The sequence below is a fragment of the Lentzea indica genome (assembly GCF_012184385.1).
Lineage (GTDB): Bacteria > Actinomycetota > Actinomycetes > Mycobacteriales > Pseudonocardiaceae > Lentzea > Lentzea indica.
Map to the genome: position 1 here is coordinate 40,920 of NZ_VSRL01000016.1, position 20,824 is coordinate 61,743.

At 69.2% G+C, this 20,824-nt stretch carries 18 protein-coding genes and 2 pseudogenes; 7 read left to right on the top strand and 13 right to left on the bottom strand.

The genetic code is table 11. From position 1 onward, the window contains the following. Positions 1–12 precede the first annotated feature (12 nt). The 3 genes and pseudogenes from FXN61_RS50550 to FXN61_RS07170 form a co-directional block, all read right to left on the bottom strand. Complete coding sequence (locus FXN61_RS50550) at positions 13–288, bottom strand: GNAT family N-acetyltransferase (protein ID WP_223165332.1); 276 nt, start codon at positions 286–288, stop codon at positions 13–15. Positions 289–393: 105 nt separating this feature from the next. After that, positions 394–1,668, bottom strand: a complete 1,275-nt coding sequence (locus FXN61_RS07165) for a ribonuclease D (RefSeq protein ID WP_167971439.1) — start codon at positions 1,666–1,668, stop codon at positions 394–396. A gap of 70 nt (positions 1,669–1,738) precedes the next feature. After that, positions 1,739–2,455, bottom strand: a pseudogene (locus FXN61_RS07170) (response regulator). A gap of 255 nt (positions 2,456–2,710) precedes the next feature. Between FXN61_RS07170 and FXN61_RS07175 the strand changes: the two are divergent. Then, positions 2,711–3,853, top strand: coding sequence for a dipeptidase (locus FXN61_RS07175; RefSeq protein ID WP_167971441.1), 1,143 nt, complete (start codon positions 2,711–2,713; stop codon positions 3,851–3,853). On the opposite strand, the gene FXN61_RS07180 is transcribed toward FXN61_RS07175, so the two are convergent. Beyond that, the gene (locus FXN61_RS07180; protein ID WP_030479951.1) at positions 3,850–4,392 is read right to left on the bottom strand and encodes a DUF3000 domain-containing protein; all 543 of its coding nucleotides are present in this window, start codon (positions 4,390–4,392) and stop codon (positions 3,850–3,852) included. The two genes, FXN61_RS07175 and FXN61_RS07180, sit on opposite strands and share 4 nt — an antisense overlap. A gap of 72 nt (positions 4,393–4,464) precedes the next feature. On the opposite strand from FXN61_RS07180, the gene hemE reads away from it, so the two are divergent. From hemE to hemQ, 3 genes are read left to right on the top strand one after another with little or no spacing between them, the layout of a single operon-like run. Beyond that, a complete protein-coding gene (hemE, locus tag FXN61_RS07185; protein WP_167971443.1) occupies positions 4,465–5,499 on the top strand; it encodes a uroporphyrinogen decarboxylase in 1,035 nt (344 codons plus the stop codon). Then, positions 5,499–6,938 carry a protoporphyrinogen oxidase gene (gene hemG, locus FXN61_RS07190; RefSeq protein WP_167971445.1) on the top strand — a complete coding sequence of 480 codons (1,440 nt, stop codon included), beginning with the start codon at positions 5,499–5,501 and terminating at the stop codon, positions 6,936–6,938. The genes hemE and hemG overlap by 1 nt, the downstream gene beginning before the upstream one ends. A 23-nt stretch (positions 6,939–6,961) precedes the next feature. Beyond that, positions 6,962–7,654, top strand: coding sequence for a hydrogen peroxide-dependent heme synthase (gene hemQ, locus FXN61_RS07195; RefSeq protein ID WP_167971447.1), 693 nt, complete (start codon positions 6,962–6,964; stop codon positions 7,652–7,654). Here the strand turns inward: hemQ and FXN61_RS07200 are convergent. The 9 genes and pseudogenes from FXN61_RS07200 to FXN61_RS07240 all read right to left on the bottom strand — a co-directional run bounded on the left by FXN61_RS07200 (position 7,641) and on the right by FXN61_RS07240 (position 16,771). Then, positions 7,641–10,727, bottom strand: a complete 3,087-nt coding sequence (locus FXN61_RS07200) for a S8 family peptidase (RefSeq protein ID WP_167971449.1) — start codon at positions 10,725–10,727, stop codon at positions 7,641–7,643. The genes hemQ and FXN61_RS07200 overlap by 14 nt on opposite strands. Positions 10,728–10,890: 163 nt before the next feature. After that, positions 10,891–11,328, bottom strand: a complete 438-nt coding sequence (locus FXN61_RS07205; RefSeq protein ID WP_246290907.1) for an SCO6045 C-terminal-like domain-containing protein — start codon at positions 11,326–11,328, stop codon at positions 10,891–10,893. Between the two features lies 1 nt (position 11,329). After that, positions 11,330–12,147 (bottom strand): annotated as a pseudogene (locus tag FXN61_RS07210) (MbnB/TglH/ChrH family RiPP precursor modification enzyme). Next, positions 12,147–12,905, bottom strand: a complete 759-nt coding sequence (locus tag FXN61_RS07215) for a TIGR04222 domain-containing membrane protein (RefSeq protein WP_167971451.1) — start codon at positions 12,903–12,905, stop codon at positions 12,147–12,149. Before FXN61_RS07215 ends, FXN61_RS07210 begins: the two are co-directional and overlap by 1 nt. A gap of 11 nt (positions 12,906–12,916) precedes the next feature. Continuing rightward, complete coding sequence (locus tag FXN61_RS07220) at positions 12,917–13,699, bottom strand: TIGR04222 domain-containing membrane protein (protein ID WP_167971453.1); 783 nt, start codon at positions 13,697–13,699, stop codon at positions 12,917–12,919. Positions 13,700–13,788: 89 nt separating this feature from the next. Then, positions 13,789–14,682, bottom strand: a complete 894-nt coding sequence (locus tag FXN61_RS07225; RefSeq protein WP_167971455.1) for a TIGR04222 domain-containing membrane protein — start codon at positions 14,680–14,682, stop codon at positions 13,789–13,791. A gap of 260 nt (positions 14,683–14,942) precedes the next feature. Continuing rightward, entirely contained in the window at positions 14,943–15,365 is a 423-nt protein-coding gene (gene msrB / locus FXN61_RS07230; RefSeq protein WP_030471915.1) for a peptide-methionine (R)-S-oxide reductase MsrB, read from the bottom strand. Between the two features lie 95 nt (positions 15,366–15,460). Beyond that, positions 15,461–15,751, bottom strand: coding sequence for a hypothetical protein (locus tag FXN61_RS07235; protein ID WP_167971457.1), 291 nt, complete (start codon positions 15,749–15,751; stop codon positions 15,461–15,463). 66 nt (positions 15,752–15,817) lie between these two features. Continuing rightward, positions 15,818–16,771 carry an asparaginase gene (locus FXN61_RS07240; RefSeq protein WP_167971459.1) on the bottom strand — a complete coding sequence of 318 codons (954 nt, stop codon included), beginning with the start codon at positions 16,769–16,771 and terminating at the stop codon, positions 15,818–15,820. A 103-nt stretch (positions 16,772–16,874) separates the two neighbouring features. Between FXN61_RS07240 and FXN61_RS07245 the strand changes: the two genes are divergently transcribed. The 3 genes from FXN61_RS07245 (at position 16,875) to FXN61_RS07255 (ending at position 20,763) form a co-directional block, all read left to right on the top strand. Then, entirely contained in the window at positions 16,875–17,528 is a 654-nt protein-coding gene (locus FXN61_RS07245) for a GntR family transcriptional regulator (RefSeq protein WP_167971461.1), read from the top strand. 10 nt (positions 17,529–17,538) lie between these two features. Beyond that, positions 17,539–18,504, top strand: a complete 966-nt coding sequence (locus FXN61_RS07250; RefSeq protein ID WP_167971463.1) for an XRE family transcriptional regulator — start codon at positions 17,539–17,541, stop codon at positions 18,502–18,504. A 1,311-nt stretch (positions 18,505–19,815) separates the two neighbouring features. Then, complete coding sequence (locus FXN61_RS07255) at positions 19,816–20,763, top strand: helix-turn-helix domain-containing protein (protein ID WP_167971465.1); 948 nt, start codon at positions 19,816–19,818, stop codon at positions 20,761–20,763. The last annotated feature ends 61 nt before the right edge of the window (positions 20,764–20,824 follow it).

Below are 20,824 nucleotides of genomic sequence, written 5' to 3' on the forward strand. Positions count from 1 at the left end.
CTTCGGGCGTGTTCAGCGAGCCCTTCCACCGGTCGCCGTCCTTCTCGGCGAGGCGCCGCCCTCGTCCCAGACGAAGCCCGACAGCGTGTACCAGTTCTGGCCGGGCAGGTAGATGCCCTGCTGGTCGCCCTGGTCGAGCTTCGCGGTGGCGGCGAGCCACTCCTCACGGGTCTTGGGCGGGGTGCCGCCGGTGAACGTGTGCAGGGCCGGGTCCGCCAGCACCGCGGACATCTCCTGGGCGTGCTCGACCCGGAGCGGGAGCAGGTCCAGCCGGTCGGTGCTGATCATCGCGACACTGCCCCTTGCAACGAGTCTTTTGCGGACGAAGTCCAAAGTCTCATTGCTAAGGGGCAGGTCAGCAAGGGGTAGGGGAACTGATATATCGGATATCGGCTAGGGCTGTGACTCGGATTGGGACTGGGGCTGGGGTGCTGTGGCGGTCAGAGCCTTGGCCAGGCCCTCGAGGGTGAGTTCGATCTGCCACGACCGGGCCCCGCCCTCGCGCAGCACGGCGGCGACGGATTCGGGGGAGAGGTCGGCGGGCGGCTGCCAGCAGGTGCGGCGCACGAGGTCGGGCAGCAGGAGGTTCTCCACCGGGATGGTGTTGGCCTCGGCGACGGTCGCCAGTGCGCCTCGGGCCGCGGCCAGGCGGGCGGCGGCGTCCGGGTCCTTGTCCGCCCAGCGGTTGGGTGGGGGTGGGCCGTCGTGCTGACCCGCGGGTTCCGGGAGCTCTGACTTGGCCAGGGCCGCTGCCTTGCGCAGGGCGTTCATCCAGACGCTGGACATGCGGCGCTGGGCTCGTCCGCGGAAGACCGGAAGCGCGAGCAGTTCGGCTTCCGAAACGGGGTTGCGGGCGGCTGCCTCCATCAGGGCGGAGTCGGGGAGGACTCGGCCTGGGGCGATGTCGCGTTCGCGGGCCACGGCGTCGCGGGCTTCCCACAGCGAACGCACGAGGGCCAGTTGCCGCTGGTTGCGCACGCGGTGGATACCCGACGTGCGCCGCCAGGGGTCGGTACGGGGGCGCGGCAACGGCGCCGTCCGTACCGCCTCGAACTCCTCGAACGCCCAGGCGAGTTTGCCTTGGCGCTCCAGCTCGGCTTCGAGAACGTCGCGCAGCTGCACGAGCAGCTCCACGTCCAGAGCGGCATACGTCAGCCAGTCGGCAGGAAGGGGGCGGCGCGACCAGTCGGCCGCGCCGTGCCCCTTCTCCAGCCGATAGCCGAGCAGTCGCTCGACCAGCGTGCCCAATGCCACGCGTTCGAACCCAGCCAGCCTGCCCGCCAGCTCGGTGTCGAACAGCACGCCGGGTCGCAGCCCGAGTTCGGCGAGGCACGGCAGGTCCTGAGACGCCGCGTGCAACACCCACTCAGTGCCGTCCAGCGCCTGCACCAGCGGGTCGAGCCGTCCGCCCAAGGCGATCGGGTCGACCAACCACGTGCCGGCGCCCTCCCGGCGCAGTTGCACCAGATAGGCACGCTGTGAGTAGCGGTAGCCCGAGGCTCGCTCGGTGTCCACCGCGACCGGGCCCTTCGCCCCGGCGAGCGCGTCAGCGGCTCGCCGGAGCGCAGCAGGATCGGCTACCACGGGCGGGACCCCATCAGCAGGTTCCGTCAGCGGTACCGGATCTGGTCCGGTTGGTGCGGTTGGCTCGTCGGCGGGTACATCCACAGCGGATGACCCTACGACGATCGCACCACCCACAGGTGTTCTCGGCCGGTTCAGTGCTTCAAACCGGTATCTAGCGGATCACGCCGGCACGCATGGCCAGCGCGACCATCTGAGCGCGATCCCCGGTGCCCAGCTTCCGGCCGATCCGCGACAGGTGAGACTTCACCGTCAACGCGGACAGGCTCAGAGCCTCGCCGATTTCCTTGTTGCTCTGGCCATCGGCGACCAGCTGGAGCACCTCGACCTCACGCGCGGAAAGTTCCCGCGGCGTGTTGTCGGTGCCCGGCACCCGAGTACCCGCTGCGAGTACTGGTGCCACGCTCGGATCTGCGTAAACGCCGCCATCGAGAACCCGGCGCACCCCGTCGGTGACCACCATCGGAGAGGCGGACTTCAGGAGTTACGCCTGGGCGCCCGCCTGGAAGGCCGACCTGACCGCGTAGGGGTCGTCGGAGGATGCGAGGACCACGATGCGGGGCCAGCCCTGGGCACGGAGTTCCGTGACCAGGTCGATGCCGGTGCCATCCGGCAAGCCCAGATCGAGGATCGCGAGGTCGCAAGGACCGGTTGCAAGTGCCCGCGCCCGAGCCTCTGCCACCGATGCGGCCTCATGCACTGTCCCGGCTCCCATTTGCGTGAGCCGAGCTGATATCGCCTCCCTCAGCAGTGGGTGGTCGTCGACCACCAGCACTGAAAAAAGCTCTTCCCGCGGGTGCGGGACCATGTTCGCCGGCAACGAGCCGGCTGGCGTGGTACGAACGGCCTGACCTAAGCCGACGGCAGCCACGTCACTACCTCCCTGGAGTCGGTCGTGCCCCCCGACCGGCACCGGAGACTTTCGTCCAATCAGCCGCGCCACTGATCGACCGAAAGTGGTGTCGTCTGGGGCAGCGTAGCCGCCCATGCGGGTCTACGGGACGATCAATCGGGTATCTATCCCTATTGAGTTGTGACAGATGGCCTCATGTGTCACACGATCGGATGACAACTAGATAGGGGGAGTAACACGCGCCCCTCTCAGAACGACATCTAGGAGTTGGTTGTGCCCAGCAGTACCGGTCAAGAGCGAGCGCGAGCGTTGCTGCAGCGTGTGCCTCTCGTCGACGGGCACAACGACCTGCCGTGGGCTCTGCGCGAGTTCGGCGACGGAACGGGCGAGGACGTCTACACGACCGCCGCGAAGATCGATCTCACGGAACGTCATCCCAGCCTGCACACCGACATCGTGAAAATGCGCGAGGGCAGCTTGGGGATGCAGTTCTGGTCCGTCTGGATTCCCTGCCGGCTCGCGGGAGACGGCGCCGTCACCGCCGTCCTGGAGCAGATCGAACTGGTCTACGAGCTGGCCGGCCGGTACTCCGATCACCTGGGCATCGCCACGACCGCCGCGGAGGCTGAAAAAGTTTTCGCTTCCGGGCGTGTCGCGTCCCTCCTCGGTGCCGAGGGCGGACATTCCATCAACTCTTCACTCGGAGTTCTGCGCGCTCTGCGCCGGCTGGGCGTCCGCTACATGACGCTCACCCACAACGACAACACCCCGTGGGCCGACAGCGCCACTGACCAGCCAGAACACGGCGGGCTGACCGAGTTCGGCCGCGACGTCGTGCGCGAGATGAACCGGATCGGCATGCTCGTCGACCTCAGTCACGTCGCGCCGAGCACGATGCACGCCGCGCTCGACACGAGCGTCAAGCCGGTTATCTTCAGCCACTCGTCGTGCCGCCACGTCGCCGACCATCCGCGCAACATTCCCGACGACGTGCTGGTCAAACTGAAGGCGAACGGCGGTGTGGCGATGATCACGTTCGTGCCGAGCTTCGTGACGCCCCGTGTCGCTGAATGGGACGCAGCCCTTCGTGACGCCATGACGTCCGCCGGGGAGAACCACGCCGACCTCGAGGCCCGCAAGGTGTTCGCCGAGAAGTGGGCCGTCGACAACCCGGTGCCGGTCGCCACGCTCGACGACGTGGTCGCGCACCTCGAGCACGCCCGTGAGGTCGTCGGCATCGACCACATCGGGCTTGGTGGCGACTACGACGGCGTGAAGGAGCTCCCGCAGGGGCTCGAGGACGTCTCGACCTACCCGAACCTCATCGGAGCACTGCTCGACAAGGGCTGGTCAGAAGACGACTGCACGAAGCTCGCGGGCGCGAACATCCTCCGGGTGCTGCGTGACGCCGACTAGCGCTGGCCGAACAGGGTGACCCCGACCGGCGGCAGCCCCACGGCCGTCGCCATCAGCTCGTAGAACGCGGTGCCGTGCTCGGCGAGCTCTCCGTCGAGCGCGGTCCACGACGCGCGCAGCTCCAGGTCGTCCGTGCGAGCCGGGCCGGCGATGTCGCCGAAACGGGCCGACGACGTCTGCGTCACGGTCCCGCCCAGCGCGGTGAACCCCGCCCCGGACTGTTCCAGCGCCTCGGTCAGCCACGACCACCCGACCTCGGGCAGCAGCGGGTCGGAGGCGAGCTCGTGGTCCAGCTCGACGCGCACGTACGCCACGACGCGCAGGACACCGCCCCACGCCTCGTCGCCGTCAGGGTCGTGCAGCAGCACGAGCCTCCCGGTCGACAGCTCGTCCGACGGGCCGGTGACCTCAGCCGTCAGCGCGTACGCCCACGGCGCGAGCCGCTGCGGCGGGCGAACCTCGGTGAGTTCGATCTCGGGCCTGTGGCGAACCGACTTGAGCGTCCCCACCGCCCGGCGGAAGATTTCCGGCTCGGTCACGCAACTGACTGTATGCCTCGCAATCCGGCCGGGTGATGGCGGCACGCCGAGACGTGGGACCATGAAAGAGAGATGACTTCCATGGCACCCCTCCTCGTGGCCGCGCATGGCGGCACCCCGTCGCACACCCCTGTCTGGTTCATGAGGCAGGCGGGACGGTCGCTGCCCGAGTACCGGGCGCTTCGTCAGGGCACCGCGATGCTCGACGCCTGCATGGACCCGGAAATGGTCTGCGAGATCACGATGCAGCCCGTCCGGCGGCACGGCGTCGACGGCGCGATCCTCTTCTCCGACATCGTGGTGCCGCTCAAGGCAGCCGGTGTCGACCTCGACATCGTCGCGGGCACCGGTCCCGTGGTCGCGAACCCGGTCAGGACGCTCGACGACGTGCGGAAGCTCCCCGAGCTGCACGCCGAGCAGGTCCAGCCGGTTGCGGACGCGATCGGGTTGCTGCTCAAGGAACTCCCGCAGGAAGTCGCGCTGATCGGGTTCGCGGGAGCGCCGTTCACGCTCGCCTCGTACCTCGTCGAGGGCGGGCCTAGCAAGAACCACGAGCGCACCAAGGCCCTCATGCACGGCAACCCCGAGCTGTGGCACGCGCTGCTCGCCAAGATCGCCGGCGTCACGGCGGCGTTCCTGCACGCGCAGCTCGACGCCGGGGTGCAGGCCGTCCAGCTGTTCGACTCGTGGGCGGGCGCGCTGTCCGAGCGCGACTACCGCGAGTTCGTTCTGCCGCACTCGAAGCGCGTTCTCGAAACGATCACGACGGTGCCGCGGATCCACTTCGGCGTCGGCACCGGCGAGCTGCTGCCCGCGATGCGCGAAGCCGGCGCGGACGTCGTCGGCGTCGACTGGCGGATCCCCCTGGACGTGGCTGTGCAGCGCCTCCAGGACGCGGCCCCGGAGCTGCCCAAGCCGGTCGTGCAGGGCAACCTCGACCCCGCGCTGTTCTTCGCGGGCTTCGACGCCGTCGAACGCGAGGTGCGCCGCATCCACGCCGAGGGCAAGGCGGCCGCCGGCCACATCTTCAACCTCGGCCACGGCGTTCTGCCCGACACCGATCCGGAGATCATCACCCGGACCGTCGAACTGATCCACAGCTTGTAATGCACGGAAGAACGCCGCACGCCGCCCCAAGAGTGGCAATCGTCGGAGGAGGCATCTCCGGCCTGGCCGCCGCGCACCGGCTGCGGATGCTGCTCGGTCCCCAGGCCAGGATCACCGTGATCGAGCAGTCCGACCGCCTCGGCGGCAAGCTGCGGACCACGGAGCTCGCGGGTGTGCGGTTCGACGTGGGCGCGGAGGCGTTCCTGCACCGCAAGCCGGAGGCCCAGGAGCTGATCAACGAGGTCGGCCTCCAGGACCAGGTGGTGCACCCGACGGGTGCGAAGGCATCGGTGCACGCGGCCGGACGCACCCATCAGCTGCCCGCGCACACGTTCATGGGCGTTCCCGCGAGCGTCGAGACCGTGCGGCACATGCTGTCGTCCGAAGGCGCGCTGCGGGTCGAGATGGAACCGACGCTGCCGCCGATCGAGCTCAAAGGTGGCGACGTCGCCGTCGGCGCGCTCATCAAGGACAGGTTCGGCCCCGAGGTCGCCAACCGCCTCGTGAGCCCGCTGCTGGGTGGCGTCTACGCGGGCCGCGCGGACGAGCTGGGCCTGCGCGCCACGATGCCGCAGATCGCGACGCTGCTGGACAAGGGCGTCGGCTCGCTGCTCGCGGCCGCCGCGATGATGATGCCCGCGCCGCCGCAGCCACGCGCCGCGCGACCACCCGTGTTCGCCAGCCTCAGCAGCGGTGTCTCGACGCTCGTCGACAGGCTCGCGGAGATCGCGAAACCCGAGGTGCGCTTAGGCCTTCCGGTCCGCGTGCTGTCGTGGCTCGGCGACGGTTGGCGGCTGGAGATCGGCTCGGCGGCGACCCCGGAGTACCTGGAGTGCGACGGCGTCGTGCTCGCGGTTCCGGCTCCGTCAGCACGGAAGCTGCTCTCCGAGATCGCGCCGCAGGTGTCCGCCGCGTACGGCAAGGTCGAGGTCGCCTCGATGGCGGTCGTCGCGCTGGCGCTGCCGCCGGGCACCGAGCTGCCGGACCGCTCTGGCGTGCTGATCGCGGAGGGGGAGCGGTACTCCGACCGCATCACCCCGTTCACCGCCAAGGCGTTCACGTTCTCCAGCCGGAAATGGGCTCACTACGGCGAACCGGTCATTCTGCGCGGCTCGGTCGGGCGACATGGCGAGACGGCGCTGCTCCAGCGCAGCGACGCCGACCTCGTCAAAGCCGTGCGCAACGACCTGCACGAGCTGACGGGGATCAAAGCCGCGCCGATCGACTACGTGGTGCAGCGCTGGGGTGGCGGGCTGCCGCAGTACGGCGTCGGCCACGTCGACCTCGTGGAGACCATCGAGAAGGGCATCGGCGACGTTCCGGGCCTCGCCGTGGCCGGCGCCACGCTGCACGGCGTGGGTGTGCCCGCCTGCATCGCCACCGCCGACTCGGCCGCCGCCCGTGTCGCAGCACACCTGCTGGGCCGCGTTCGCCGCTGAAGAGCCCGTGCCAAGATGGACGTATGGCGCGCCTGAACTACAACGAACTCAACGACACCATCCGCTACACGATGTGGTCGGTGTTCCGGGTCGAACCCGGCAAGCTGCCGGAGGACCGTTCGGCTGCTGCCAGCGAGACCCAGAACTACCTGGACGCGTTGGAGGGCAAGGGCGTCGTCGTCCGCGGCGTCTACGACCTCGCCGGTCTGCGCGCCGACGCGGACTTCATGATCTGGTGGCACGCCGAGGAGATCGAGCAGGTGCAGGCCGCCTACACCGGCTTCCGCCGCACCCCGCTCGGCAAGGTCTCGACGCCGGTCTGGTCGCAGGTCGCCCTGCACCGCCCGGCTGAGTTCAACCGCAGCCACATCCCCGCGTTCCTCGCGGGTGAAGAGGCGCGCAAGTACGTGTGCGTCTACCCGTTCGTGCGGTCCTACGAGTGGTACCTGCTGCCGGAGGAGGACCGCCGCAAGATGCTGGCGGACCACGGCAAGGAAGCCCGCGACTTCCCGGACGTGCGCGCGAACACCGTCGCGTCGTTCGCGCTGGGCGACTATGAGTGGATGCTCGCGTTCGAGGCCGACGAACTGCACCGCATCGTCGACCTCATGCGCCACCTGCGCGGCACCGAGGCGCGGTTGCACGTGCGTGAGGAGATCCCCTTCTACACGGGCACCCGCGTCCCGGCGGCCGAGCTCGTACTTAACCTGCCGTGACCTTGTAGGCGCGGATCACGGTCAGTTCAACGGTGTTTCCCTTGGCGTCCGTCGCGGTGGCCTTCACCGAGGTCCACTGCGCGTTCGCCGGGTGGTAGATCAGCGCGCTGTTGCCGACCACACCCGCACGGCGCCACGACTGGCCGTCGTCGTGTGAGTACTCGACACCGGTGACGCGCACCTTGCCCGTGTCGCCCTGGGACTGGGTGAGCAACCCGACGCGCTGCAACGTGCCCGCGGGCACCGCGCCGTTGGCGTCGAGCTTCGGCTGGAGCCGCACCACCGACAGCGGCAGCGTGTCCACCTTGTCCGTGGCCTTGGACTTGAAGGTCCACGCCGCGGACACCCTGGTGCTGAACTCGAACTGAGTGCTCCGGTCGAGGCTCACCTCGGCACGGAAGTCGCCTTCCTGCGGCGGCACGTTCTGGAAGCTGCCGCCAGGAGTGGTCGTCTCGCCGATGAGGACACCGTTGCGGTACAGCGCGGCACGTGCACTGTCCACAGTGGAAACACCCTCCCCGTTGCTCGCATCGCTCAGCAGCGGCACGCGGAGGAACATCCGGTCGCCGGACCGCTGGGCGAACGGGAACGGCGACTCCGGCAGGCCCGGTGAGAACACCGGCTTGGCCGCCTGCTCCTGGTAGGTCTTGCCCGCCGCGTACTTGTGCATCCCGGAGATGTGCTGCTCCTGGGCGCCGTTGGCGTGCGACATGCTCACGATGCCCTGCCAGCGCACGTCCTCGGTCGTCACGTAGTCGACGGGCTTGGCACCCGCCGGCACCTGGTAGAGCGCCGATCCGCCGCCGATTCCGTGCACCGACGTCGGGAACGCGCCCTTGGAGGCGAGGCTGTCCGGCTTCCGGTTGCCGATGGAGGTCTCGACGCGAGCCAGGTCCTTGAGCTCCGGGGCACGCGTGAGGCCGTTCGGGAGGCTGCCCCCGACGGGGTACGCGAGCCGGAAGTACTTCGCCGGGTCGGCGGCGGAGTTGGCGTGCAGCGTCGCCATCGACGACAGCTCCTTCGACGGGAGCGGCCCGCCGACCTGGGCCGCGAAGATGCGGTCGAAGCCACCGAACGAGATGAGCGAGGAGCTCATCGTCGCGTCGCCGAACGTGCGTTTCCAGGAGAGCTCGCCGACGACGAAGGTGCCGACGGGTTCCGGCGCCGTCACCGACAGCGGCTGGGCCAGGCGGGCGTCCTGCTTGATCGTCAGATCCCCGGTCAGCTTCACGGTGGGCTGGAGGAGCATGGCCATGCTCTCCGTTGTGCTGACCGACGAGTCGACGACGTAGGTGCCCTTGGGCAGGCGGACCTTCTGGTCACCTGCGCCGAAGACGACCTTGAACGCCTGGTTGTCGAGGCCGGCGATGAACGTCATCGCGCTCGCAGGATCCTGCCCGTCGCGGCCGGTGAGGTCGATCGTGAGGTTGTAGCTCTCCACCTCGCGGTCGACGCCGACGAGCGTGCGGACGGTGTGCGTACCGGACGTGGCGACGACCTCGCCGGTGTACGCGGCGTCCCTGGTGCCGACGCGGGTGTCACCGGTGACGTTGACGGACGCGGTGCCCTTGGCGGGGACCGTGACCTTCGAGGCGCTCAGCGAGAACATGCCCTGCGGGGCGCTGCTCGAGAGCGTGACGTCGAGCGTGATCGGCGAGTCGGTCGGGTTGCTGTAGGTGATCGACTTGGTCTCCGGCTTGTCGTCACCGTGCGGCCACTCGTGGCGGCCGAGGTTCACCGCGACGACGTCGGCGGTCAGCACCTGGTTGATCGCCTTGGCCACGTCGATGCGGCCGGCGCCCTGGTCGAACGCGCTCACGCCCGCCGTCGGCTTGGCCGTGGTGGCCAGCACCGACTTGAGCTGTGCGGGCGTCCACTCCGGGTGCTGCTGGCGCAACAGGGCCGCGGCACCCGCCACGTGCGGCGTCGCCATGGACGTGCCGCTCGCCGCGAAGTGTTCGCCGTTGGTCCCTGCAGCCGCCGCGACGATGTCGACGCCCGGTGCGGTCACCTCGGGCTTGAGCCCGCTGTCTCCAGCGCGAGGACCTTTGCTGGAGAACGGGGCGAGCTTGTCGTCGCGGTCCACGGCACCGACCGACAGCGCGGCCTCCGCCGTGCTGGGCGAGCTGACCGAGCCCGGCGAACCGGAGTTGCCCGCCGCGATGACGAACAACGTGCCGTGCTTGGCCGTCAGGTCGTTGACCGCCTGCTCGAGCGGGTCGATCTCCGGGGTGTCGCCGCCGCCGAGGCTCATGTTGACGACCTGGGCGCCCTGCTCCGCCGCCCAGCGCATGCCGTCGAGGATCCAGGACTCCTGGCAGCCGAACTCGATGCAGACCTTGGCGTCGAGCAGCTGTGCGCCCGGTGCGACGCCGCCGTACTTCGAGTCGTGGCTCGCGACGGTCGAGCCGACGTGGGTGCCGTGGCCGACCTTGTCGGTGTTGTCGGGGTCGGTCGTGAAGTTCTTCTCCGCGATCTGCTGACCCACGAGATCGGGGTGTTTCTCGTCGACACCGGTGTCGACGATGGCGACCTTGATCCCCTTGCCGGTGACACCGCGCTGGTGTGCGGCCGGTGCGCCGATCTGGGCGACGCTGCGGTCGAGGCTCGGCTTGCGGATGCCGTCGAGCCAGATCTTGTCACCGGAGCCGGCCTCGGCCTGGAGAGCCGCCCAGTCGTTCGAGGACCGTGCCCCCGCTCTGGCCCGGCCGTCCACGATCAACGGCATCCGGTCCCGGTAGCCGAACTCCAGCAACGTGGTGACGTCGAAGAGTCTGCGGTCGAGCCGGCCCGCCGCCAGGGGCCCGAACGCGTCCTTCGGGACGACCGTCGTGTGCCCGTCGGCACCGCGGTGCGTCTTGAACGTCATGCCGTTCCTGCCCTCACCGGGCTGAATCGCGACGACGTGCTGTCCCTGTCCAAGAAGGACCTTGTCGCCGGTGACGAGGGTGACCTCGTCGATCGCCTTCTGCGGTGTGCCGGCTTGTGGTGCGGCATGCGCCCCAAGGGCCGGTACCGCGGTCAGTGCGAGCGCCGTGAAGGCGGCGCCCAGCACTTTGATTTTTCCGCCCATTCGAATCCCCTCATGGTTCGAATTTCTGCGCGCTGTGGTCCGCGCAGGCCGGAAAACCTTCCGCAGCAATTGAAAAGGTCCCCCGACCCTTTCGAACGTATCGATGGTGGCTGGGGTCACACAGGGCTGAACGGGGGATTGTTGGCGGGGCTTCGTTCGCCCGTCAGTTCGACTGCCAGAACTTCCAGCGCGCCTTGCGTTTCACTGACAGTTCCCCTGCGGCACGGCACCATTCCGCGAACGACGCGGCATCCTCGCGCGCGCGTGAGCCCGCACGACGCGGGTGTTCCACGGCGTAGGCGTCGAAGAGCGGCCGGAACCTGTCGCCGAGCTCGTCGGCGACGTCAGGGGCCAGCATCCGCACGATGCCGCGGCGTTTCGACAGCAACGCGCGACGTTCGACGCCGAGGCGTTGCTCGTCGAATCCCGCCGGGGCTGGCCCGTTCGCGAGCAATGCATTCAACAGCTCGGACTGCTGGGCGGCAAGCCTTTCGCGTGCGGCCGAAGGATCATTACCGGAAGGTTGGGGCGAGTCGACACGCTCTTCGTCGATTCGCCCCAACCTTCCCGACTTGGTGTCCTTGGGATCGGCACTGTTCATTTCAGCCACGGTGTTTGTCCACGACCGCGCGGATCGCGGCCAGCTCGGACGCGATTTCGGTGTCGGACGGGTAGTTGTCGTCGCGCTCCAGCAGAACGCCGGGTGGCCTGACTCGTGAGCAGAGCTCGTCGAGCACACCGAGCACTTCCGGCAGCACGGCGTGGGCGTGGGTGTCGTGGTAGACGTCGCCGTTGTCTACGCCGCCGGCCACGTGCACGTAAGCCAGGCGCTCCAACGGGATCTCGTCGAGGAACCGTTCCGGATCCGTGGCGATGTTGCGGGCGTTCGCGTACAGGTTCGCGACGTCGACGAGCAGCCAGCAGTCCGTGCGCTCGACGAGCTCGGCGAGGAACTGGCCCTCGGACAGTTCGCCGTCCGGCCATTCGAGCAACGCGGCGACGTTCTCCAGCGCGAGCGGGACGGGCAGGTTCTGCTGAGCCAGCTTGACGTTGGCGACGAGCACGTCGAGCGCGTCCTTGGTGCGCGGCACCGGCATCAGGTGGCCGGAGTCGAGTCCGCCTGCCCGGACGAAGCACACGTGGTCGCTGACCATCGGCGCGCGACCGCCTCGGCGATCTCGCCCAGGTGCGAGACCCGGTCGAGGTCGACCTGGTCCGCGCCGCCCAGCGACAGCGACACGGCGTGGGGGAGCACCGGGACGCCGCGTTCCAGCAGCAGCGTCACCGATTCCGGCAGGTGTCCGATGTGGAGGTTCTCGGCGACGACCTCGACGAAGTCCACGCCGGGCAGCCGTTCCACGGTCAGGTCGATCTCCGAGCGCCAGCCGATGCCGACGCCCAGGTCCGTGATCCCCGCCATCAGTCGCCTCCTCCGCCGCCACCACAGCCACCGCCGCCGCAGCTGCTGCCACCGCTCGACGAACTACTGCTACCACACCCGCTGCCGCAGCTGCCGCACGCCGCGGCCGACCCGCTCCCGCCACCGTCCGAAGAGGACTTCCTGCGCTTGAGCTGGACCATCTTGACGACGCTCTGGGACAGGTCGAAGAGGTCGCCGACGTTCTGGCCGGCGACCTTGCCGCGGAAGCCGTACAACGCCACCGCGAGCACCCGGTCGGTCGCGGCCACCGGCCGCACCGCCGCCTTGCCCGCCCTGGTGACCGGGTCCCGGCCGCGCACCCAGACGGCGAACAGCAGGAATGCCGCCGCACCGATGAGGAACTCCGGTGTCCCGATGCCGAGCACGGTCAGCACACCCCCGACCACCAGGAAGACCCACCACGTCGGGAGCCGGCGGCGAGGGTTCTGCGTCAGCCCCTGCTCTCGCAGCTGCTGGTGCAGCGACTGCATCTCCGTGCTCCACGCGGCGGTCTTCACGACCTCGTCGAACCGGACGGGCATCCGCACGTGGGTGAGGACGCGTGCCTCCAGCCGGGTGGCCGCGCCGTGGTTGTTCTGGTGCACGGCGGACACGTGGCCGTCGCGGGACACGCGCACGAGGCCCGCGTCGAGCAGCCGGGCCAGCGCGGTCTCGGCTGCCCGGCCAGGACCCGCCGCCAGATAGCCGATCTGCTCCGCGGACAGCTGTAAGCCCGATGTGGTCGTAGGTGTTGCCATCGGTGTCCCCCTCAACTGCTGGAACTGCTGCTACAGCTACTGCTGCTACTGCTGCTGCAACTGGAGCTGGAACTGCTGCAGCTGCTGCTACTGCTGGAACAACTGCTGGAACTGCTGCTGGAACAGTTCGACGACGAACCGGCGCAACTGTGGTGGCTGTAGTCGTACGAGCTGCTGCAGCCGCCACCGCAACCGCCACTGTCCGAACTGGACTTCCTCGTGCGCTGCCCGCCGCGGCGCAGGCCGTGCAACGCCACCACGTCCGCATCACCGCGCGGGTATCTCATCGCGTACAGCAGCACGCTCTTGCCGAGCGTGGTGACCCTGCCCTTGTTCCGCATCAGGAACGTGAGGAACAGCAGCACCACCGTCAGTGCGATCAGCTTCCCGTCGAACGCGATCGCGCTGATCGCGGAGGCGATGGCGAGGAGGATCAGCAGTGTCCGGAACGCACGGGTGCCGCCGCCGGCTTTGCCCCACTTCCGGCGCACCATCGCACGGGCGGTCAGGCTGTGCCGCAACGAGCCCATCTCCTGGCTGCCCATCGCGACCTGCACGACCTGCGGGATCGGACGAGCGGTGCCGTGCAGCCCGGAGAGGATGTACGCCTCGAGCGCGGTCGTCGCGCCGTAACCGTTCTGGTAGACGGCGGTCACGAGTCCCTCGCGGGAGATGCGCACGAGACCGCCGTCCATCAGCCGGGCGAGAGCGGCTTCCACCGCCCTGCCCGGTCCCCCTGCCAGGAACCCGATCTCCTCCACGGACATCACCGCGGCTGTCGAAGGCTTGGCCATCAGCACTCCCCTCACTGGTGCCAGTGCATCTTCGACGTGAGATCTACCCCCGGGTTCCTTGTGTTACCTGAAATGGACCGAACAACGGATCAGCCGCCGCCACCGCCGCAGCCGCCTCCGCCCCCGCCTCCACCACAGCTGCTTCCGCTCGAACACGAGGAAGAGCCTGTCGAACACGAGCTGTAGCTGGAAGTGCTGGAGCTCGCGGAGGCGTTGGTGGAGGAGGCGAGCAGCGAGCTGCGCACCGCCAGATCCGGGTAGACGGCCAGGCCGCCGAAGAGAACCACCCCTGCCGCGCCCGCGTACAAGGCGTCGTCGGAGGTCGCGGGCCTGCCACTGCTCGTGGTGCGGGCCGCGTCGAGAACGTTGTTCCCCTTGCTCGTGCGCACGTGCTTGCTGCGCCGAGTGAGGAGCCAGATCAGCACGCCGGTGACGACGAGCTGCAGCGTCAGCCAGCCGACGGGCGCGTCGATGGCGATGCCGTTGACCCAGCGGGCGACACCGATCGCGAGCAGCACCCACAACACGATGGATCCCTTGCGCAGCGCGCTTTTCGCGACGTCCGGGTTGACGACCAGGCCCAGGTCCTCGAGTCGCCTGCCGATCGCGGTGACGACGCCGTCCCTGGAGACGGAGGGGATCATCAGGTTGAGGGTGCGGTTGGTGTAGCGCTGGCTGTCGGTGATGACGGCGCGGTCCACCGGGTTGAGTGACCGCGTGGTGGACGTGACCTGAACGGCGCCACGCCGGGAAGTGCGAAGCTCACCCGAGGTGAGCAGCCGCGCGATGGACGTCTCGACCACGCGCCTTGGACCGCCCGCAAGGTAGGCGAGCTCGTCCATGTCCAGGGAGCGCACGGGCTGGTCGCTGTGACCAGCCCGCACGCGTACCCGAACGATGACCACGACCAGCACCGCCAGTGCCAGCCCGATCCAGTACAGCTGAAGGAACTCCGGTCCGGACAACCCCCAAGGCCTCTGCATGCGACCCACCCCCTGACTGCCCCGAAACTGCTTCGGTGACGTTCATGGTGTGGTCCGGGCCACAGCCTCACAAGGCTTGTTGACGAAGCCTTAGGGTTGTCCGCGATCTGTCATTGATTTGTGGGTGTGGCTCACTCTTGGTGGCCTAGCTCGACGAGCCGCCATCGACTCCGCTGGAGCCTTCGCCGTCGGTACCGAAGAAGATCATTGCGCCTCCCAGGTCGGTCCGGTCCAGTGCGACCGGACTCGGGCTCAGTCTCCTATTCGGACGGAACGAGTTTCAAGGAGACGGAGTTGATGCAGTACCGCTGGTCCGTCGGCGTGGGGTACCCCTCACCTTCGAAAACATGCCCGAGGTGGCTGTGGCACGTGGCGCAGAGCACTTCGACGCGGGTCATGCCGAGCGCGCGGTCCTCACGCAGGATGACCGAGTCTCCCGCCAGTGGCGAGAAGAACGACGGCCAGCCGCAGTGCGAGTCGAACTTGGTGTCGCTGCGGAACAGCTCGGCTCCACAGGCACGGCACTCGTAGACGCCTTCGGTCTTGGTCTCGGTGTACTCGCCCGTCCACGGACGCTCGGTGCCTGCCTGGCGCAGCACCGCGTACTCGGCGGGGTTCAGCTGGGCGCGCCATTCCTCTTCGGAACGCACGACTTTGGGGGTGGCGCCGACAACAGGTTCCATGACCCTTTATAACGCCGCCGCTGTCGTGGGGCTTCCCGGCTGTGAGCCGGCTTCCGGGGCTGTAAGGCCTCGTTAAGGAGTCGGTCTCGTTTGGATCAGAATATGATGGACAGGATGTCGCCCAGCGCGAACCAGATCGTCAGGATCACGCCGAGCAGCAGCAGTCCCACGACGATTACGGCGAGCAGCCGCTGGTGCCCGGTCGTCCGGTTCGCCGAGTCGGCGAAGTCCTGGACACCCTCCAGGTACCCCTCGACGGTGAAACCGGGGCGCTCGCGCTTCATCCGGTCGAGGTGCTCGGCGAACGCCTTCGTCTCGGGGTCGTGTGGGTCGAGGCCGATCAGCTCCTCCTGGAACTTCTCGCGCTCGTCCTTCGAATCGCCCATAACCCCCAGCTTAGTGGCTGGGGGCAGGTATTCAGGTGTGCCGGGCGTTCACGCGGGAACGGGTCGTCAACCGGCCAGCGCGAGCGAGGGCTTGACGGCGCCGACGGCCCGGCCGTGACCGAGAACCGGCACCGTGGCGAGGTCCTCGACCTTGCTCACGTCGACCCCGAGCCGCTTGAGCACCGCGACCATGACGACGGCGCGGGCGCGTGAGGAACCGTCGGCGATCTTCAGGGCCACGCCTTCTCCGGTGGGCAGGCCGACGGCGTAGACGCCCTCGGCGCCGTCCTTGGCGATGACGCCGGGCAGGGCGTCCATCAGGACGGTGACGTCGCGGCCGGTGCCGCCGACCCACTGCGGGTAGGCGTTCATGGCGGCGGCGACACGGTGTTCTAGCGTGCCTTCCTGCGCGGCGGCCAGGCGGCCGAACGCCCTGGCCAGGCCCGTGAGGCTGATGGCGAAGATGGGGGCACCGCAGCCGTCGACGCCGACCTGCGCGACGGGCTCGCCGGCCACGTCCTCGATAGTGAGACGGGTGGCGACCTGCAGCGGGTGAGTGGGGTCCAGGTAGTCGGCGGTGGACCAGCCGTTGGCGACGCAGGTGGCGAGCATTGCGGCGTGCTTGCCCGAGCAGTTCATGTACTTCGGTGCGGCGGACAGGCCACGGGCGAGGTGCTGGGCGCGGGCGTCCTCACCGATCGGCAGGTCAGGGGTGCACTGCAGGGCGTCCTCGCTCAGACCGGCGGACGCCAGAATCCGGAGCGCGCCCGAGACGTGGAAGTCCTCGCCCGAGTGCGAGGCGCACGCGAGGGCGAGCAGCTCGCCGTCGAGGTCGAGACCGCTGCGGAGCATCGCGAGGGCCTGGAGCGGCTTGTTCGACGAGCGCGGGAACGCGATGTCGCCGGGCCGTCCGACCGACAGCGTGGGGGCGCCGGCCGGGTCGGTCGCGACGACGGTGCCGTGGTGCACCGACTCCAGGAAGTCGCCTCGCCAGACCTCTGCCACGACCTCGTGTCCCATGTCGCCTCCCGCACTCAGGTCCGAAACTGCCAACTGTCGACAGTTGACACGTTCGCTAGTTTAGCGGGAGGACGGCCGGTGCCGTCCAGATCAGGAGACGAAGGTGACACCTCCGACCCCGCTGCACCTCAGTCTGGCCGGACAGGCCGTGGACGTCTTGCGCGAACAGGTGCTCACTGGGGAAATCCCTCCAGGCTCACGGGTGAACGAGGTCGAGGTGGCGCAGAAGCTCGGCATCAGCCGCGGGCCGTTGCGCGAGGCGATCCGGCACCTGGCCTCCGAAGGGCTGCTGACGCTGGTGCCGCACCGGGGCGCGTTCGTGCCCGATGCCGACGCCGAGGACGTCAAAGCGCTGTTCGAGCTGCGTACCGCCCTCGAATGCGCGGCCGCGGAACTGGCGGCGTCGCGGCGGACTGATGTCGACCTGGTCCGCCTGCACGAGGTGTGCGCGGAGAGCCGCAGCAACTACAAAGCCGGGCAGCCGTTCCCGTACCGGCTGGACCTCGCGTTCCACCAGACGCTGCTCGACGCGGCCCGCAGCCCGCACATCGCCGAGCAGGTGCGGCTCGTGCAGCAACGAGTGGTTCTCCTCCGCAGCGCGCTGGAGGACGACCCGCCGCACCAGCACGCGTCGATGGACGACCACGACGAACTCGTCAAGGCGGTCGCGGACGGTGACGCGGCCAGGGCGTCGACCGTGATGCGCCGGCACCTCTCTCGGGTGTGTGCGCAGATGATGGCGAGCTTGAACCACTAACTTCGGTGGCATGACGTTCGGTGCCCGGCTCCTGCAGCACCGCAAGAACGCCGGGCTCAGCCAGGAGGAGCTCAGCGCCCGTTCCGGCGTCAGCGTCCGCGCCATCAGCGACATGGAACGCGGCCGCGCCCGTTCTCCTCAGCGCCGCACGACCGAGGCCCTTCTCGACGCGCTGGATCTCGACGAAACCAGCCGCGACGAGCTGCGCCGGCTCGCCAGGGCGGGCCGTATCGCGGTGACTAGTCCGGTCTGGTCGCTGCCGCCGTACGTCGCGGACCTCGTCGGCAGGGACACGGAGCTCGACACGATCGCGTCCATGCACGGCGGGCTCGTGGTGGTCCACGGCGCTGCGGGAACCGGCAAGACCAGTCTCGCCGTGAGAGCAGCGCATCTGCTTGAGGGACGTTTCCCGGACGGCCAGCTGCTCGTCGAGCTGGAGGGCGCCACACCACCGCTCGAACGGTTGCTCAAGGACCTCGGCACTCCGGCAGAGCACGTGCCGGAGGACGCGAACGGGCAAACAAGGCTCTACCGGTCGTTGCTCGCGGGAAAGCGCCTGCTGCTCGTGCTCGACGGTGCGAGCACAGAGGAGGAGATCCGCACGCTCAGGGCAGATCCGGGCTGCCTCACGATCGTGACGTCCAGACGGAGGCTTGCCGGGTTGGCGGACGCCACGTGGATCCGGCTCGGAGGGCTCACCGAACCGGCCGCCGTCGAGCTGCTCGCGTCGATCATCGGGCCCGCGCGCGTCGAAGCCGATCCCGACACCGCGCGGAGCTCGTCACGCTGTGCGGGATGTCGCCGCTGGCGTTGCGGATCGCGGGCAACCGGCTCGCCAGCAGGCCGCGCTGGCCGCTGCGGCACCTGGTGGAGCAGATCGAGGAACGGCGCCTGGCCGCGCTCACGGCGGGCGACCTCGACGTGCGCGGCGCGTTCGAGGTGTCGATGGCGCACCTGCCGGAGACTGCGAAGCTGATGTTCCGGCGGCTCGGGCTGCTCGTCGGCACCCGCGTCACCCCTGAGCTCGCCGCCGAGCTGACCGGCCTCTGCGTGACAGAGGCGGAACGGGTGCTGGAGGACCTCGCCGACGTCAGCCTCATCGACGCGGACGGCGACGGCTACTCGATCCACGGCCTGGTCCGGACGTTCGCCACCGGCCTGATCGACGCAACGGACGACGACGCGCACCGCAGGATGCTCGCCTGGCTGCTGGAATCCGCGGTGGCAGCGGGTGTCCTCTTCGGACAGACGGGCGACGCGCGGCGGGTGCGTCCACGCGGCAGGGCTTTCCCGGACGTGCCGGCGGCGAGGCGCTGGCTGGACGAGCACCGCGACCTGGTGCCCGAGATCGTCGAGCAGGCGCAGGCCAGAGGCATGCACGACGACGTGGCCCGAGCGGTGATCGCACTCTCGCACTACGCGGCCGTCGAACCGGGTCTGGTCTGGGAACGCGTCTACCGCGCAGCGCTCGCCCCGGCGCTCCCGCCGTGGCAGGAGATCGTGGTGCTCAGCCAGCTCGGCTGGGTGCTGTTCGACGTGGCCGGCCGGTCAGGACCCGCGCTGGAGGTGCTGACCCGCGCGGCACGGCTCGCCGAGTCGTCGGGGGAGACCGGGCACCTCGGCTGGGTGTGGCTGATCGCGTCGGCCGCGCACAGCGGACTCGGTGAGCACGAAGAAGCCGAACGCGTGTGCCTCAAGGCCATCGAGTCGATGCACGAGCCCATGGATGTGCTGATCGCACGGTCCGTGCTCGGCGTGCTGTGGCGGCGGATGAACCATCCGGAGGCCGCGGTCGTCGTGCACGAAGAAGTAGCGAACGAACAGCGCGCCCACGCGCACACCACCTACGAACTCTCGTCCCTCGGCCGCACGCTCGGATGGCTCGGCCTCGCACTGATAGACGCTCACAGGCCGGACGAGGCCGTCTCAGTGCTGACCGAGGCCGAGGACGTCTACGAACGCGCGCACATGACGTCGTGGCGTGCGCGAACGTTGGCGCACCGCGCTGAAGCCCATCGAGCCGCGGGCAGGATCGCCGAGTCCGATGAGGACCTGGCACGAGCGCTCGAAGGGTTCCGCCTGGCCCGCGACGGGGTCGGGGAGATCGAGACACTGCGGGCGCTCGCCGGCAACGCCAAGTCACGAGGTGACGACAGCGCGTGTCAACGTCATCTGCGAGACTCGCTCGCAGCATGCGAACGGTGGGACACCGACGCGACGCGCGAGATCGCCGCCGAGGTGCGGCGGTGCTTGTCGGAGGGTGAGGGCTTGTCCAGAGGGTGAGGGAATGCGCGCGACCACCTTCAGCGAGTTCCTGCGCTTCTACCGGCGCCGGGCGGCACTCACCCAGGAGGACCTCGCCGCCCGCACAGGACTGGGTGTGCGGACGCTGAGCGACCTCGAACGCGGCCGGGTGCACAGCCCGCAGGCGCAGACCGTCGAGCTGCTGGTGACCGGCCTCGGCCTCGGTGGCACCGAGGCCGCCGAGTTCGTCGCGCTCGCCAGGTCTTCCGAAGTGGCTCAGCCACGTCCGGAACGGACGGACTGCGCGCCACCACCGGCAGAGTGCCTCATCGGCCGTGAATCGGAGCAGCAGCAGCTCGCCGAGTCCATCGGCCGCGCGGCCGCGTCGTCGGTGCTGGACGTCGTCGTCGTGCACGGACCTCCGGGCGTGGGCAAGACCTCTCTCGCAGTGGATGCCGCCCACCGGTTCGCCGGTCGGTTCACGGACGGCTGTCTCCATCTCGACCTGCGCGGCATGGACCCGGCCCCGCTGTCGGCGGAACGGGCGATCGCGCGGCTGCTGCGGGCGTTCGGCGTGCCCGACGCGCGGATGCCGTCCGATCCGGGTGACCGCGTCCGCCTTTACCGGTCGATGCTGCGGGAACGGACCGTGCTGCTGGTGCTCGACAACGCCGCGAACGAGGCCCAGGTCCGTCCGCTGCTCGCCGCCAGTCCCGGTTCGCTCGTGCTGGTGACCAGCCGCAACGTGCTCGCCGGGCTGGACTGCCGGCACCGCCTCGACCGTCGGCCCGCTGCGCCACGACGGTGCCGTCGCGCTGCTCGCCGCGACCGCCGGTGCCGACCGGATCAAGGCCGACGTGGAGTCGGCGGACCTGGTGGCGACGTTGTGCGGCGGCGTCCCGCTGGCGCTCGCCATCGCGGGCCACCGGCTGACCGGCCCCACCACGTGGTCGTTGCGCCACCTCGCCGAACAGCTCTCCGACGAACGTGAACGCCTCGACGTGCTCGCGACCGGTGACGTCCAGGTCCGCACCGCGTTCGAGCTGTCCTAC